Source organism: Flectobacillus rivi, assembly GCF_030056655.1.
Classification (GTDB): Bacteria; Bacteroidota; Bacteroidia; order Cytophagales; family Spirosomataceae; genus Flectobacillus; species Flectobacillus rivi.
The window spans coordinates 129,693-145,975 of the sequence record NZ_JASHIE010000016.1 but is presented as its reverse complement, the minus strand read 5'-3'; the positions used below and the strand labels follow the sequence as shown (position 1 = coordinate 145,975).

Sequence of the window (16,283 nt, the reverse complement as noted above, 5' to 3'; positions counted from 1 at the left end):
AATTGGATCACTTTTAGTCATGAGGCATGAGCTATCAGCTTCTGATTATTTTGAAAAATTAAGGTAATCAAAAGGGCTGAAAGCTCATAGCCGATGACCGAAAGCTATTGTACGTACCCTACCAATTAGGATTTTGCTTAAGATTAGGATTGAGCGCTAATTCATTAATAGGAATAGGCCACAAATAATCTTTTGCTGGGTCGAAACGACGGAATGTAGCTTCTTGTACCAAGATGTAATTATCGGCAGTGAGTTTTACCGCAGTAGCCGTACCAAATTCACTTTTGAAAAAGAAATTTCCAATGATAGGTTTTACTAATTCAACTTCTGCCGTTTTCCAACGAATCAAATCCCAATAACGGAAGCCTTCCACTGCCAACTCTACATGGCGCTCACGACGAATTTCGTTTCTCATGGAAAGACCATTAGAACTTACAAAAGTGTTGGTCAGCTTGGCAATTTTGCCTCTTGTTCTCAACTTATTGATAGTCAATTCTAAATCAGCATCAGAAATAGACTCATTAAGCTCATAACTTGCTTCTGCATAATTTAGTAAAACTTCTGCATAACGAATCACAACTCCATCGATATTAGAACGCTGCAAAGTCCAGTCGTCGGTATTAAAATATTTTTTAGATAAAAATCCAGTTAATTGAAACGCCAAAACAGATACCGAGAAAATAGGATTTGTTCCAATATACGAATCACCTGATTTCATGATAGTTGAGCTCAGACGTTCGTCTCTATTACTGAATACTTCTGTAGAAATAGTTGGTTTTTTGTACAAGGGCGATTTTTCAATAGGCAACCCGTCAGTCATCAAGTACGAATCTACAAGGTTACGAGTAGGACTAGCCGAGCCATTTTCTAAGTTACGAGCCGCAGTATGCGTAAGAACAATGTCGGATGTACTTACCCCATACTGTTTTACCAAAATATTTTCACGATTTTGACGACCTTCTCCTGCCAATTGAAAGAGATTATAATAGCTAGCAAATAAATCATGCTCTTTGCTATCGATAATGGCTTTTGAAGCAGCCAATGAAATCGTTAAATGTGCCTTGTAATCGCCATATCCATGAAACTTAGCACGTGTTCCTTCAAATAGGGCTGCACGTGATTTGAGCGCCCAAGCGGCAGTTTTGGTAAGTCTACCATAATTGGCAGTACCTAGTTGCGTTGGCGTTGGAAGTTTTTCAGCTGCGAAACCCAAATCTTTGTAGATACTTTGTATTACTTCCTCACGAGTGTTCGCAGGGGCAAATAACTCTGGAGAATTTTCTTTCAAAACTGATAAAATCAATGGAACACCACCATATCGTTGGAATAGAGTATAATATCCCCATGCTCTAAAGAATCTTGCTTCAGCAATGTATCGGTCTACGGTTGCCTGAGTCACACCTGAGTTGAGTGCCAAGGGCGCTTTTTCGATGATATTATTGGCGGCTCTAATAAGTTGATACGAACTGCTGTATGTTCCATCCGTAGCTGGAGCAATACGTGAACCGTCACTGATACCGTTGGGGGCACGTGCATAGGTATCGTCTGACCAGTTGTCGTCAGTATTGGGTAAGCCGGGTAAGTAAGTATATAAGAAATTGGCAGCACCTTGTAAGTCTCTTTCGGTTTTCCAGAATGCTGGATCACTGAGTTGCGTTTCGGGAATGCGGTCGACATCGCAAGAGCCTAAGCCCATTGTGAGCAATATGGCCAAAGATATATGTTTGAATAAAGTCTTTTTCATAATCCAGAATGTTATATAGAATTTTTGGGTTTAGAATGACAAGTTCAAGCCACCAGTGATTGTACCAAAAAATGGATAATCGTTTTGTGAGCCATTCTTTTGTTCTGGGTTAAAATAATTGTTAAATACACCCAATCTTGTCAATGAATACACGTCTTGACCCGACACAAATACTCTTGCACGTGTGATACCAATTTTCTTTAATACGCTTGGCGGAACAGTGTAGCCAATTTGAATATTTTTCAAACGTGCATATTGTCCATTCATAATCCATTTGTCGGAAGGTAAGTATCTAAAACCTCCTTGCAAATAGGGTCTAGGGAAAGTTGCATTTGGATTTTCTGGTGTCCAATAGTCGCGGTGTACCGCCAAAGGCTGTTTCCAAGATTGCGAAAGCGGTTCAAGTGCTTCACTATTTGGCATAAATGAACGCTCGCCAACACCTTGAATAAAGGCAGTGAAATCAATAGATTTGTATTGGAAACCAAAATTTAAACCAAATACATATCTTGGTTGGTCAGTTCCCAACATGACCAAATCACCTGGGTCCTCTGGTGTGCCTTTTCCTACCGTAATTTTTCCGTCACCATTTTGGTCTACATATTTGACATCGCCTGCTCCTGTGCGACTATCTTGGAAAGCATGAGTTTTTACTTCGTCGTCTGTTTGGAAATATCCTTCTGTTTTATAACCCCAAATCGTATTGAGTGGATAACCTTCTAATAATGAAACTGTTCCAGCACCCAATACTCTACGACCTGCGTAACTCATGAGTTTGTTTTGGTTGTCCGAAAGGTTAAATCCAACGTTGTAGTTAAAATGTTCTCCGATTTTATCTCTAAATTTCACCTCAAGTTCCCAACCCCATGACTTCAATTCACCGTTGTTGATTTTAGGTGTTCCTACGCCAAACGTACTTGGTAACTGCAAAGGCGTCAGCATATTACGATTATATTTTACATAATAATCACCGCTGATTTGAAGTTTGTTTTTCAATAAACCAATATCCAAACCTCCGTTGCTTGTTTCGATGGTCTCCCATGATAAATCCGAAGAAGGTACTACGCTTTGATAGAAATACGAAGTACGGGATTCTGGACTACCCATAACTAAACTCGAACCTCTGGTCAGCAAATTGAGATAGTCGTAAAAGCCTATGCCCAAGGCATTTCCTAATTGTCCCCACGAGCCTCTTACTTTAAATTCAGAGAATAGACCGATGTTATTACTAAACCATTTTTCATGGTGTAGATTCCATCCGACAGAAGTTGAAGGGAAAAACTTAATGCGTTTGCCTGGTGCTAATCTCGAACTTTCGTCAGCACGGAAAGTTGCTTCAAACAAGATTCTGTCATCATAATTATAATTCAAGCGACCAAAATAAGATTGAAAAGCATAGGTGTTGATGGTTTCGCTGTTGCTCTTGGTTTTGTCATCGCCAAGGTTGAGTGTAGGTTGGTCATTACTTACTAGGCTCAATGAGGTTGTACTGGTAGAGGTAAAACGGCTGTCTTCCCATTGGTATCCACCCATTACATGTATTTTGTTTTTCTTGATGCTAAAGTCATAATCTGCCAATAATTGAATGTTGGTATTATTGGTAAATTCGTTGGTTACGGCATACGAGTTAGGATTATTTAGGTAAAAAACTGGAGCAAATCTTCCCCAAAGTTCTACCTGACGGGCAAATCTTCTTCTTTCTCCAAAGCGATATTGCTGTCCTAATACTGCACGCAATTGTAATCCTTTTAGTACGTCTTTCGCAGCTAAAGTAAATACCCCATCAAAGAAATTTCTATCCATGTTGTTGTATCCACCTTCTTTTAGCAAGGCATAGGCATTGTTAGCTGACGAACCTGCACCACCGTTGAGTCTTCCTTCTGGTGTAAAAATAGGGAAACGTGTACGCAAGCGATATACCTGATATACCAATCCCTCGCCGTCGGTACTTGCCGATGAGGCTTGTTGGTCTTGCTTGGTATAGGCAATACGTGAATCCAAAGAAATATGCTTGGTCAGTTGTGAGCCTAAATTGAAACGAACGTTGTAACGGTCAAGACGGTCGGGACCTACTCTGAACAAACCTTGTTTGCCGTAATAGCCTAATGATACCAAGTAATTGGTTTTTTCATTTCCACCTCTTGCAGAGAAGTTATGCGTTTGCATAGGCGTATATTTTCTAACCACTTGACCGATTTGGTCTTCTTGATTATAGAAAATATATCTTGTTGTGTCAGAAGGGTTTACAACATAAGGAACGCCGTCTCTGATACGCTGTAAATCATCGTCAGTATATTCAGGACCAGTTTTAGCATTTTTTCGAGCTAAATTGGCATAAAGCGCTTCTTCCAAAAGCGGTAACCTTTCAGGAACGTTTAGTGCCCAGTCTACCCCGATTTGGTTGGAATAATCAAAAACAGTTTTGCCTGATTTACCTTTTTTAGTAGTAATCAAAATTACGCCGCCTGCTGCTTGAGCACCATAGATTGCTGCGGCGGCTGCATCTTTCAATACACTGATATTCTCGATATCGTTGGGATTGAGGGTTTGTAAAGTAAAACTAGAAACCGTTACGCCGTCGACTAGTACCAATGGATCTACGTTGCCATTGGCAGAAGTAGCGCCACGAATCTGAATACCAATACCTTCGTTGCCTGGTTGCCCAGTACCACGAGTGATAATCAAGCCAGAAGTGACACCTTGCAAGGCATTAGCTACGTTTGATACAGGACGGTTTTCGATAACTTTTGAATCAATCGTTGAAACAGCTCCCGTCAAATTCGCCTTCTTTTGAGTACCATAACCTACCACAACCACTTCATCAAGTGATTTGTTGTCCGATTCGAGTATTACGTTGATAATACTTTGAGAACCTACCGCTACTTCTTTACTCACAAATCCTACAAAAGAGAAGACCAATACCGCACCACTATTGGGTACATTGATTTTGAAACGACCAGCCCCATCAGAATTCACACCTCGTGTAGTACCTTTTAGAGCGATATTTACTCCTGCTAGTGGTTCGCCTTTTTCGTCGGTTACTTTTCCCGATACGCTTTGTTCCATCACCACTTGCAATTGCGCTGGTGAAAGCATCGGAGCATTGGTATTGAGTACAACGGGATGTTCTGAGGAAATAATTTTAGGTAAAAAATCTTCTTTTGTTGAACTGTTCTTGGTGTCTGATGATGGTGAAGGAAATTTTTCAACAATCAAATAGGCACCTGATTTTGACTTTTTGTACTTTAATTTTGTGGATTCTAAGAGTCTTTCGAGATTGTTTTCGATTTTTTGATTCCAGTCTACTACTTGTTGATTGACGGTTACTTTTTCGATTGTCCCTCCTTCAAACAAAATGTCGACACGATAGTGATTTTTTAATTGTCCGAGCACCTCTCTGAGTTTTTGGGTGTTGCTTGTCAAATGTTGCTCAGTTTTAGTTCTGCTCAAGATATTTTTTTGTGCCATAGCAAATACTTGAGCATTACACGGCTGTCCACCCAAAGCCATTGTGCTGAGTAACACGCTGGCTTTGAGTATTGCTGGTAAAGCTAGATTCATAGAAAATTTATTTAGAAGGTAATGGAATATTTTACTTCTCAGAAAGCACGAAAGTATTTCCTGTTTTGGATAATTTGAGGTCTAATAATTCTACAATGGTATTTAGCAATTCTTCTGCATTTTGGGCTTTATAAGAACCTACAAGGGTTTTTTTAGCCAAGGAATCACTTTGTAATTTTACTTTTACGCCATAATTTTCTTCCATAATTTGAGTAAACTCAAACAGGTTGGTATCTTCAAAAATCAATCTGTTTTGTTGCCATGCAATAATAGGGTCAAAGGTTTTGGCGGTATCTTTTTGTACATGATTTCGAATATCAAGCTTGACCAACTCGCCAGGACGCATGGTGATTTCTTTTTTGACTTTGTTTTCTTGATATTCTAATCTTACTTTTCCTTTATTGAGCATTACTTTTGCGCCTCTTTCTCGACTAAAAACACTAAATTCTGTACCTAATACCACCACTTCAAAATTACGTTGTGTTTTTACGATAAACTTTTGATTGTCAGGTGTATGAGTAACCGAAAATACAGCTTCTCCAATTAGCTCCACTTCTCTGTTTTTAGTGCCAAATCCAAATCTTGGGACTTTCAAAGTTGAATTGGCATTGAGTGTAACCATGGTGCCATCGACCAATTGAATTTTATCCACTTGACCAAAGTTCGTCTCATAAATTTGATATTGAAAATGGTCTCTAAAATACCAAGAACCTAAAGCAATCATCAAACATGCTGCTGCTATTTGGCTGATTTTGAACCATATATTGCTTTTGTCCTCTGTTTCATTATCTATAGCAGTAATGACATCATGGTCGGTTTGTTCCATGATTTGTTTAAAATCTTGGAGGCGTTTTTCTACAGATGGATTGTATTGAGGATGTTGCGTCTCCCATTCTAACAACCATAAATAAAACAATTCTTGGTTTTGCGTTTTTTTGAGCCATTCTTCTATATGTTGCTTTTGCAGAGGCGAACTTTTCCCTGCAAAATGCTCAAAAAGTATATGTCTATTCACTACAGATTCCATAATTTTTCAACGTGTTTGTTTATCAGGTTTTTAAAATAAAAAGTATAGACTAATCCATAAAAATAGGTCTTTGAGGCCAAACTTCAGGGCTTGTATTGCTTTGTGAATATGTGTTTCGACAGTGCGATGTGAAATATCAAGCTCGTCGGCAATTTCTTTAGCCTTTTTACCTTCAAAGCGATTCATCAAAAAAACTCTTTGACACTGCTTAGGTAATGTATTGATTATCAGTTCAATTTTCTGGTGTAGCTCTTCATATTGCATAATTTGCTCTGGAAGTTCGGCACCTTCAAGATGGTAAACTTTCTCAAGCGAATCACTTTGCTTAAACTCATTAGCCAGATAATTCAGGGCTCTGTTGCGAACCGCTCTAAACAAATAGGCACGATAAGATGTTGTGACCGATTGGTAAGCCTGAGTTTTCCAGAAATTACAAAAGACATCACTGACAATATCCTCGGCTACCTCTTTGATATATACGTACCTGATGGCGTGTGAGCAAAGCGCTCGATAATACATCCCAAAAAGTATTTCACAACCTTTTTGTGGATGCGTCTGAAAAGCAAGCTTTGCCGCCAGTTCAGCTCCATCAATAATTCTCCCCTCTGTTTCTGGTTGTGGCTCTACAAATTCCAAAGCAGGATTATCATTTTCAGTAGTTATAGATTTAGGTTCTTGACGAATCATAGTAAAGTCTTTCACACATTTTGATGCTATTATACTGTAAAGACAAAAATGGTGTAAAAACTACGTAGTGAAAAATGAGATTTTTTTAAAAATTTTAAGAAAAAGTATTTTATATCTAATTTTTTAGGATTGATATTGGAAATTATACCATAAAAAAGGTGCTGAATAAGTATCCAGCACCTGTGTAAAAAGCATTAATTTGGGATGTTGGATTTTTGATTGCGGAAGTATAGCTATCCAAAATCCCGAAATCAACAATCCCAAATCAGAACTTTACGAAGGAATTCTAACTATTGCGGATTTGGGATTTCTGATTTCGGAAATAAAGTAAAATACCTTTATTTTTTACAAAATATAGAAGTTTACACTTCCGAAATCCAACATCCGATATCCGAAATAAATGGTTTTTATAATCCTTCGTACAGTCCTGATCCCAAATCCGCTATCGGAAGATTTTTCCACTCTTTTCCAGTTCTTTGTATTTGGCAATATACATTTTGTCTAGCTCTTCTGAGTCTTTGTATTTGATACGTAATTGGGCTAGTTTTTTATGTAAATCTGCTTTGATTTTGGCATAAGCAGGGTCATTATATACATTTTTGAGCTCGTTTTTATCTTTTCTTCTATCATATAATTCCCATTCATCTACATCATAATAGAAGTGGATAAGCTTAAATTGTTCCGTTACAATACCATAATGACGCTTTACCATGTGCACACTTGGGTATTCGTAATAATGATAATAAGCGGCATCTCTAAAGTTTTTGCCTTGTCCTTTAAAGATAGGAATCAGACTTTCACCTTGCATATCTGAAGGAGGTTTGATTCCCGCTGCTTCAAGGAAAGTCTGCGCAAAGTCAAGATTCTGAACCATCTGAGAGTTTTTAGAGCCTGCTTTGATGATTCCTGGCCATTTTACGATTAAAGGAGTTTTGAAAGATTCATCAAAAATAAATCGTTTGTCAAACCAGCCATGTTCGCCCAAGTAAAACCCTTGGTCAGAAGTATAAACGACAATTGTATTTTCATCCAAACCGTTTTCCTTCAAGAAATCTAAAACTTTTCCAACGCCCTCATCCACCGAAGCAATACAACCTAAATAATCTTGCATATAACGCTGGTAACGCCACTGCATTTTTTCTTTTTCAGTCATGCTTGGGTATTTCTTCATAAATTCTTCATTCATAGGTCGGTAAGTGTCGTCCCAAACCTTTCTTTGTTCAGGATTCATGCGACCAACGGTTGCATTGTACAAAGCAATATCATAAGAATGAGATTCTTTGATACCCAATTTTTTCATATTTTCTGGGAAAACCTTGGAGTCTCCTGCCCAGTTCATGTGCTTAAGAAGATTCATTTCAGCTTCCTTGGCAGCACTTCCACGTCCTTCGTAATTATCGAAAAGGGTACTTGGTTCTGGGAAAGTTTTATGAATAAATTCTTTATAATGACGTTCGGCAGGAATCCATTCGCGGTGTGGAGCTTTGTGCAAATATGCCAAAAAGAAAGGTTTATCTGGATCTCTTTCATTTTTGAGCCAGTTGAGCGTAATATCTGTGATAAGGTCAGTCACATAACCCATAAGTTTTTTAGGACCTTCTTTTTTGGTAATGATGTCAGGATTATAGTAATTACCTTGGTCTGGCAAAATCTGGAATTCATCAAAGCCTTTTGGATTATTGCCAAAATGGAGTTTTCCAAACATAGCTGTCTGATAACCATTGGCTTGTAATAACTGAGGAAATGTAATATTAGTTGTGTCAAATGGAAAATAGTTGTCAACCTTTCCGTTGATATGACTGTGTTTTCCTGTTAAAATCACTGCTCGTGAAGGCGCACAAATCGAGTTAGTTACGCAAGCATTGGTAAAAAGCATACCATCTTTGGCGATTCTGTCGATGTTGGGTGTGCTTGTGAGACGTTTATCATAAGCTGAAATCGCCTGATAAGCATGGTCGTCAGACATGATAAAAACAATATTCGGACGTTTGGGCTTATGCGGTTTTAGTGCCACAAATACACTAACTGTACCTACTAGTATTAGTAGAATAACGGAAATTTTTTTCATAGATAGATAGTTAAAAGGTTGAAATTGGGTCTAAAAATAGAAAATCGCTTTAATGTTTCAAAGTGATACAATTAAATATGCCTATATATTTTAAGCTAAAAAGCCAAAACATGCTGCTGATTTTCACGACTCAAATGTAATACCGAATTAAACAAAATATGAGTCATCCTTAATTTTTAGTATTGGGATTATTCTCCGCTTTTTTGATGCTACTATGCATGATTTTACTCAGCTTAAGACGCAATCATTGCGTCTCTACTGCTAGAATACAAATTTTTACATAATCACTCACTCGCTAAATCACTAAATCACTAAATTCGGGATGACTCATGTTTGGGGGCTTAAATAGAAATATAAACTTCTCCTTTGCTTATCAATCTTGCTGTTCGAATAACGCCTGAGGATTTAATATCAACTTCTTGATTTTCAGTTGAGTATTCTAAATTTACAGTAAATTCACCTGAAGGGTGCTCGACTGAAAAGAACGAGCTATTTTCGGCATAATGAGCAGTGTGTTGAGTAATACTCTTTGGTAAAATACAAGCTGTCGCCACCGAGACGGCTGCCAAAACGCCAATAGCTTCATGCACCACATGCGGAATGAACATACGTGTATGTAACACACCTCCCTGAATTGGTGGAGCAATCAGACACATTTTAGGAATGGTTTGCTGGCTTACGTCACCGAGCTGCATCTTTTCACCAGCAACGAGTCGAATAGCTTCAATCGTTTGTTTTAATGGCTCATTCGCTTCAAGTTCTGCTATACTTTCGTAACCGCTCAACCCAAAGTCCGATGCTCGCATGATTACCACAGGCATTCCATTGTCTATACAAGTTGCCTCTATACCATGGATTATATCGATGTTATTACCCGTTGGCAAAAGTGCACCACAGGTAGCGCCAACGGTTTCTAAATAATTACAAATAATTGGCGCTGAAGTTCCAACCACACCATCAATTTTGGTATTTCCATTATATTGTACTTGATAATCAGGTGTTTGAACTATCACTTCACAAATTCCACCTGTATTTACCATATTTATTCTGGCGCTTGTGGTTGGAGAATTGGCTTTGAAAATTCCGCTCTCAATCGCAAAAGGCAGAACGCCCGCTAACATATTTCCACAAGTTTGGAGCGTCGAAACCTTACCTTTACCTATCTGAACTTGTACAAAAAAGTAGTCTAAATCTGCCTCAGGAACTGACGAAGGACTCACAATGGCAATTTTACTGCTCAATGACGAACCACCTCCCAAACCATCTATTTGTCGACTATCTCCTTGCGTTGTTCCTTCAATGGCTGCAATAAGATACTGATTTCGAAGGTTTTCATCTTCAGGTAAATCTTTTTTCAAGAAAAAAAGCCCTTTTGAACTTCCCCCTCGAAAGTGCATATATGGAATGGCTAACTGCATGATTTTAAGAGCTTTTCAAGGTTGTTTCTTGTGCCACGAGTAACAATTGGTTCCACTCCTTTGTCTTCCAACATTTCGATGACGGCTTCCATTTCGTGCATTCTACGCAAAGCGTGTGTACGGCTTCCTTCCACGAATCGGTCGATAAGTTCGTCATTACCACCAACCAGCGAACTAATTTGTCCTCTGATGTAGGCTTCCATCCCGAAGGCTTCACCAGCTTCCATTGCCTCACAAATAACAGCTGCTATGCCTTTGTAAACAATAGAGCGAAGCAGTTTTCGAGTTGCAGCATCACCAATGGTACTATTTTCAACTAAAGAAATATTTAGAGCCAAAGGCTTTACAAATTCCAAAAACTCCGAAGCATATTCTCCCGCAGCTAGAAAAGGCGTTAAGATACCTTTGGGAGGAACAGGCGCCATTATTGCCAAATCGATAACTTTGATTTGAGTTGGTGCTAGAATTTTGGCAATAGCGATTTTCTTTTGTGGTCCTGAGGTATTCATTTCACAAAAAAACTGATGAGGTTTTGCAACCGTCGCTATTTCTTGAGCGATTTCGATAGAGGTAGAAGACAAGTTAACACTCAATATCAAGTCCGCATAGCTAGCGGCCTCTGCGTTACCTTCAACTAACTGAATATCAGGATGTAATTTGTATCTCGGCTCAGGGTCGTAACCCCAGATTTGATGTCCTTTTTCTGCTAAATCATTGGCAAAGCGGGCTCCAGCCTCGCCTAAACCTAATATGGCTATTTTCATAAAATTCTTAATTTAAAACTTCAAAATATGCCTTTGTTAAAGTTATCTCCAACAAACTTGCGTAAGCAACAAAGCACCTATCTTGTATTCTTCCAGCTTGGCTAGTTGCTGACGCCTATCTCGTTGGAGTTGTCTCCAACGATGGCACCTAATATCCAAACTTCTCATCCCAACCATAAATCTGTAACGACGTCTTTCCTTGTCTAAGTTGTTCACGAACCTTTTCTTCTTTGACCTCTCGTGCAATGGCTTTCTCGATGGTCTCTTCGATTTTTTCTTGAGGGATAATCACAACGCCATCTCTATCTCCAACAACAATATCTCCTGGATTGATAAGAATATTACCTATCATAATGGGTTCGTTGAGCGTACCATCACCATAATTGGAAGTGCCATGAATACACAGTCCCCGACTAAATACTGGAAAACCCATCTCTTCAATATCGTCGGCATCGCGTACACAAGCGTCGATTACTAAGCCGTTGATTCCTTTAGTTTTAGCCCCTAAACTCATGAGATCACCCCAATATCCTGCCTCATAAAATCCTGAACAATTGGCGATTAACACATCCCCAGCTTTTGCATAAGCATAGGCACGATGCAAGAGCATATTGTCGCGAGGCATGGTCTGAATGGTGTACGCAGGTCCGCAGACTTTCATATTTTTCGCAATCGGCTTGATAGCTGAGGGTAAATTCCCTTTTTTACCCATGGCTTCGTGTAATGTAGCAGCCGAAAATTTGGCAAGTTCTTGTATTAAATCCATAACTTAAAAAATGGTATTAGTGACTCTTGGTACTTGACTTTGATGCGCTTCGGCAAACTGAACATTTTTTTGTCCAGAAATTCTTCTTGCATGATTCCCACGACGTGAGGCTAACTCGGCGTAATAATCTCTGAGGTACTTTTGAGCACCCATACAATCCATCGCTGCCATTTTTTTGTCCATTACCGAAGTAATATCTATATAAGTATCTGGTAAAAAGCCGCAAAGTTCTGGTTGGTGAGGCTCAAATGAATACCAAGCTGGCGGGTCGATATTCTTAAATGCACTCGGTACCCCTGCTCCGCAAGACAACAACCTTGCACGCTGCGTGGCCTGAAATGCTAAGGGATGATCTGGATTAAAAGGGTCTTTTTCTGAATGGGTTAGGATAACAGTCGGCTCAAAATCACCGATAATATGGGTTAATTGGGTAATTCTTTCGTCTGAAATCAACATAGGGTAATCGCCCCAATCCAAGAATTGAATGGGAGTTTCTAAAATATCGGCTGCTTTTTGTGCCTGCTCGTGACGGATTTCCTTTACATTATCGACACTTCTTTGCGGATTTTCTTTCCATAATTCCCCCGATTCACCTCTTTCGCCGTAGGACATACAAACAACGAGAGTTTCTGCTCCTTCTTCAATGGCTTTGGCGATAGTGCCTGCTGAGCGCCAAACGAAATCCGCCGAATGAGCGCCTATAACTAATAATTTCTTTTTCATGATAATAATTGGTGGTTTGAAGAGACCTTATTTTAACAAAAAACTCTGCACTTAAAATTCAATACTCAAAACTCCTAGAGGTCTTCAGGCATGGGTGTTCCTCGTGTATGAAAGCTATCAACGGTTTTGAGCCCCCAAGCTTGTCCTTTCGAGCGTTCTTCTCGATTCCAGACAACGGTCTCATAATCAGGGTCTAAAATGAGTCTTGCTGTAGGATTGGCAATTTCGATTCTATTTCCCCCAGGCTCATATACATACAAGAAAAACGTTTGCTGAATGGCGTGTTTATGTGGACCCGTTTCGATAAAAATACCATTTTCTAAAGCGATATCTGCCGCCAAAAGAACCTCTTCACGACTGTTTACAGCGTAAGTCAAATGATGAAAACGCCCCGATAAACCCGAATGATCTTCGGTAATGGCAAGGTCATAAGATTTGGAATTTACCGAAACCCAAACACCTTTAGGCTGTTCATCAAATACAATAGTCTCGGTCATGCGACCGCCTAATACCTTGAACTGGAAGTCACTAAAGGCGACAATATCTTTGGCTAACAGATTGAGGTGATCTATGCGCCTTACATTCATACCTCTGCCAGGAAATTTACTAGCGGTATTTTTGAGAGCGGATTTGTGTTGCTCGTCAGGCTGATATTTATGGGTATCAAAATAAATTTCAGCCAAATGACCATCAGGATAGTGAAACATAAAAGTATCACCATAACCACATTCACCTTCGTGCCAGCGAATGCCCAGATTTACCTGCTGTATTGCCTTCACTCGTCTTTCTAGTGCAGATTTACTTCGGGCACGCCATGCAAAATGCCCAATACCCGCATGGCGATGCGCTCGAAGCTTAAGCGTATAATGCTCATAATCGTCATAAGCACGCAAATAGGCACAATCTTCATGCGTTTCGACAAGCATCATTCCAAGAATCTCCGTGAAAAAACGGATACTTTCATCGAGCTTTGGTGTGAGTAATTCTACATGAGCTAAGTGAGCTAATTCCCAAGTAATATCTTCCATAACGAGTGGTTTTGTGTTGTTTGAAACGTATCACAAAATTAGCTGTACGAGAAGGTTTTATTAGGAGACTTTTTGTACTTTTAAGGATAAAATTCGAACATAAGTCAATGGATTCACTCAAGAAAATTACCAATTTTGATGGGCTTTATGGAGATGAAAATGGCAAATATTCTTCTGAATATTTGTTTTTAGAGCCCATTTCTACAAGAAGTAGAGAATTTGATTGGCAAATCAAACCACATATACATTTAAAACTTTTTCAAGTATTTATAGTAAAAAAAGGAACTCTTCGCTTTACAGATGCCATTTCTGAGTACGAATTAAGCGCACCATGTTTGATGGTAATTCCTGCTATGGCCTTACATGGACTGGTGTATCATCCAGATATTGAAGGAAGTATTTTAACCTTATCAGAAAATATGATAGAAGATATTTTTGAAACATCTCACCCTATTTGGCAGACGTTTGAAAAAGTGAGAGTTATTCAATCATTTGATGAAAATGGTACTTTCGGAAAAATGCTCTATCAGTTACAATTGGCAAAATACGAACTGTTCAGCGAAAATTCGGATAGAATGATGATGATAAAAGCTTGTTTGACCCAGTTTTTTCTCCATATTCATCGACTGGCTACACAGGATGCCAACCTTTCTGGAGATTCCTTACAAATGGCGTATTTTAGAAAGTTTTTGCAGAACATCAAGAAGTCATCACATCAAAAAAGTATTCCTGATTTTGCAGAAGAGTTGAGCATTTCTGCTGTTCACTTGAATCGGATTTGTAAAGCTATTGCTGGAAAATCAGCTATAGAGTTGGTGCATCAACATTTGATTCAGGAAGCCCAAAAGTATCTGTTACATACGTCCTATTCTATTTCTGAAATTGCCTATTTGCTTGATTTTGAATATCCTAATTATTTTGCCAAGCTCTTCAAAAAACATATTGGCTTATCACCCGCCGAATATCGACAAGTGGATAGGAGATAGGGGATTTAAGGAATTTTGTGTATTTTAGGTATAGCAACTTCCTAGTATTCCATGTTTTACCAAGTATTTTCTCCCCAACCAGCTCTGCGAGAATTTGTGAATAATATCATGATTTTTCGGCTTGATATGCCTGCGATAGGCAAAAATCCAACGGTGGTACTGCCTCCATTGGGGGAGCAATGCCTATACTTTTATCCGCTTGAATCCCCGATGAGTGAGTATTTGGACAAGGAGAAAATTGTAAAACTGTCACCGAGTATCCTAGTTGGACCACAGGTGAATCGAGTTAAGTTAACGATGCCTTTTCATAGTTATACCGTTAAAGTTGGATTTCAACCTGGGGGATTGTTCCGAATTTTAGGAATTCCTATGATTGAGATGGTGATGGACGAATCGCTGGATAGTGTTTATTTTCTGGATAAAGAAATTCAGTTTATCAATGAGCAACTTTGTGAATTATCTGATGCAAAAGCTATTATAAAACTTGTCGAGGGGTTTTTATTGAAAAAAGCCCAACAACTCCGACCAGCCTTGCCTGTTGATAAGGTTCTTTCGCTAGTGCATCAAAAAGGAGGTTTGATGACAGTGGAAGATATTGCCGAAAATGCCTGTGTTAGCACTCGACAGTTAGAGCGGTTATTTCAACAAAGAATTGGTTTACAACCTCGTTTTTTTACTCGAATTACTCGTTTTGCAAAAGCTTGGCGCTTGAAGGAAAATAATCCTCAAATCAAGTGGACTTCTATTGCTTACGATTGTGGTTATTTTGACCAAATGCACTTAATTCGGGATTTTAAGGCATTTTGTGGTAGTTCTCCCTCGGTGATGGAAGATGAAATCAAAGCGTCTTCCTTTACCTTGGGAGGTCAATTATAAAGGTAAACATGTCGCATTGGTACTATTTCAACCTATTGCCAAGAGATAATTTTGTCACTATAAAACTTAAACATTATGGTTATGAAATATCTACTTTTAATCATGGCAACATGGGGATTTTCGACGTTTACTGGTCTGGCACAAAATCAAGAACAAGACAAAGCAGTTATTGAAGGACAGATAGATTTATTTTTTAAAGATTGGGAAAATCACAACTTTGAGAATATGGTCAATTATGCTACCGAAGATTCGGATTGGGTCAATGTGGTAGGCATGTGGTGGAAAAATCGAAAGGAGGTGGTTTATGCGCATAATGTCTTTCACAAGGTTATGTTCAAAAATACCAAACTCACCAAAACTTCTGTTCATACTAGATTCATTACCAATGATGTAGCAGTAGTTCGCTTGTACTGGCACATGGGAGAATATACTACGCCAAGTGGCAATCATCACAATGAAGCGGAAAATATTGCGATGATGGTATTTGTAAAAAAAGCAGAAAAATGGCTTTTGACGGCTACGGAAAATTTGGTCATTGAAGAAGCTGCTCAAAAAAGTAATCCCGTAAACCGAATGCCTAAAGAGTAAATGATTGATAGAAATCTCCTAGCTAGCAAGTCAATTTGCTAGCTAGA

General features: G+C 38.9%; 13 protein-coding genes. 3 read left to right on the top strand and 10 right to left on the bottom strand.

Annotation, left to right across the window (positions count from 1 at the left end):
* Nucleotides 1-118: 118 nt before the first annotated feature.
* The 10 genes from QM481_RS20725 to QM481_RS20680 form a co-directional block, all read right to left on the bottom strand.
* Nucleotides 119-1,744 (bottom strand): RagB/SusD family nutrient uptake outer membrane protein, encoded by a 1,626-nt coding sequence (locus QM481_RS20725; protein WP_283383152.1) that lies wholly within the window; start codon nucleotides 1,742-1,744, stop codon nucleotides 119-121.
* A gap of 30 nt (nucleotides 1,745-1,774) precedes the next feature.
* A complete protein-coding gene (locus QM481_RS20720) occupies nucleotides 1,775-5,305 on the bottom strand; it encodes a SusC/RagA family TonB-linked outer membrane protein (protein WP_283383151.1) in 3,531 nt (1,176 codons plus the stop codon).
* Between the two features lie 31 nt (nucleotides 5,306-5,336).
* A complete protein-coding gene (locus QM481_RS20715; protein ID WP_283383150.1) occupies nucleotides 5,337-6,332 on the bottom strand; it encodes a FecR family protein in 996 nt (331 codons plus the stop codon).
* Nucleotides 6,333-6,362: 30 nt separating this feature from the next.
* Nucleotides 6,363-7,034, bottom strand: coding sequence for an RNA polymerase sigma-70 factor (locus QM481_RS20710; RefSeq protein ID WP_283383149.1), 672 nt, complete (start codon nucleotides 7,032-7,034; stop codon nucleotides 6,363-6,365).
* Between the two features lie 427 nt (nucleotides 7,035-7,461).
* A complete protein-coding gene (locus QM481_RS20705) occupies nucleotides 7,462-9,087 on the bottom strand; it encodes a sulfatase family protein (RefSeq protein WP_283383148.1) in 1,626 nt (541 codons plus the stop codon).
* 341 nt (nucleotides 9,088-9,428) lie between these two features.
* Nucleotides 9,429-10,505: a 4-oxalomesaconate tautomerase gene (locus QM481_RS20700; RefSeq protein ID WP_283383147.1), complete on the bottom strand. Its 1,077-nt coding sequence runs from the start codon at nucleotides 10,503-10,505 to the stop codon at nucleotides 9,429-9,431.
* Nucleotides 10,496-11,269 carry an NAD(P)-dependent oxidoreductase gene (locus QM481_RS20695; RefSeq protein WP_283383146.1) on the bottom strand — a complete coding sequence of 258 codons (774 nt, stop codon included), beginning with the start codon at nucleotides 11,267-11,269 and terminating at the stop codon, nucleotides 10,496-10,498. The genes QM481_RS20700 and QM481_RS20695 overlap by 10 nt, the downstream gene beginning before the upstream one ends.
* Nucleotides 11,270-11,417: 148 nt before the next feature.
* Nucleotides 11,418-12,035, bottom strand: coding sequence for a 4-carboxy-4-hydroxy-2-oxoadipate aldolase/oxaloacetate decarboxylase (locus QM481_RS20690; RefSeq protein WP_283383145.1), 618 nt, complete (start codon nucleotides 12,033-12,035; stop codon nucleotides 11,418-11,420).
* Between the two features lie 3 nt (nucleotides 12,036-12,038).
* Entirely contained in the window at nucleotides 12,039-12,758 is a 720-nt protein-coding gene (locus tag QM481_RS20685) for a PIG-L deacetylase family protein (RefSeq protein WP_283383144.1), read from the bottom strand.
* A 74-nt stretch (nucleotides 12,759-12,832) separates the two neighbouring features.
* Nucleotides 12,833-13,786 (bottom strand): VOC family protein, encoded by a 954-nt coding sequence (locus QM481_RS20680; RefSeq protein WP_283383143.1) that lies wholly within the window; start codon nucleotides 13,784-13,786, stop codon nucleotides 12,833-12,835.
* A 107-nt stretch (nucleotides 13,787-13,893) separates the two neighbouring features.
* Between QM481_RS20680 and QM481_RS20675 the strand changes: the two genes are divergently transcribed.
* From QM481_RS20675 to QM481_RS20665, 3 genes are all read left to right on the top strand, one after another.
* Complete coding sequence (locus tag QM481_RS20675; RefSeq protein ID WP_283383142.1) at nucleotides 13,894-14,772, top strand: helix-turn-helix domain-containing protein; 879 nt, start codon at nucleotides 13,894-13,896, stop codon at nucleotides 14,770-14,772.
* A 51-nt stretch (nucleotides 14,773-14,823) separates the two neighbouring features.
* On the top strand, nucleotides 14,824-15,648 hold the full coding sequence (locus QM481_RS20670) for a helix-turn-helix domain-containing protein (RefSeq protein ID WP_283383141.1): 825 nt from the start codon (nucleotides 14,824-14,826) through the stop codon (nucleotides 15,646-15,648).
* 81 nt (nucleotides 15,649-15,729) lie between these two features.
* A complete protein-coding gene (locus QM481_RS20665) occupies nucleotides 15,730-16,236 on the top strand; it encodes an SgcJ/EcaC family oxidoreductase (protein ID WP_283383140.1) in 507 nt (168 codons plus the stop codon).
* Nucleotides 16,237-16,283 lie beyond the last annotated feature (47 nt).

Coding starts and splice junctions, on each gene's coding strand:
- QM481_RS20680 (WP_283383143.1), bottom strand. CDS start 13,786: ATGGAAGATATTACTTGGGAATTAGCTCACTTAGCTCATGTAGAATTA.
- QM481_RS20665 (WP_283383140.1), top strand. CDS start 15,730: ATGAAATATCTACTTTTAATCATGGCAACATGGGGATTTTCGACGTTT.
- QM481_RS20685 (WP_283383144.1), bottom strand. CDS start 12,758: ATGAAAAAGAAATTATTAGTTATAGGCGCTCATTCGGCGGATTTCGTT.
- QM481_RS20715 (WP_283383150.1), bottom strand. CDS start 6,332: ATGGAATCTGTAGTGAATAGACATATACTTTTTGAGCATTTTGCAGGG.
- QM481_RS20705 (WP_283383148.1), bottom strand. CDS start 9,087: ATGAAAAAAATTTCCGTTATTCTACTAATACTAGTAGGTACAGTTAGT.
- QM481_RS20700 (WP_283383147.1), bottom strand. CDS start 10,505: ATGCAGTTAGCCATTCCATATATGCACTTTCGAGGGGGAAGTTCAAAA.
- QM481_RS20690 (WP_283383145.1), bottom strand. CDS start 12,035: ATGGATTTAATACAAGAACTTGCCAAATTTTCGGCTGCTACATTACAC.
- QM481_RS20670 (WP_283383141.1), top strand. CDS start 14,824: ATGTTTTACCAAGTATTTTCTCCCCAACCAGCTCTGCGAGAATTTGTG.
- QM481_RS20720 (WP_283383151.1), bottom strand. CDS start 5,305: ATGAATCTAGCTTTACCAGCAATACTCAAAGCCAGCGTGTTACTCAGC.
- QM481_RS20695 (WP_283383146.1), bottom strand. CDS start 11,269: ATGAAAATAGCCATATTAGGTTTAGGCGAGGCTGGAGCCCGCTTTGCC.
- QM481_RS20725 (WP_283383152.1), bottom strand. CDS start 1,744: ATGAAAAAGACTTTATTCAAACATATATCTTTGGCCATATTGCTCACA.
- QM481_RS20675 (WP_283383142.1), top strand. CDS start 13,894: ATGGATTCACTCAAGAAAATTACCAATTTTGATGGGCTTTATGGAGAT.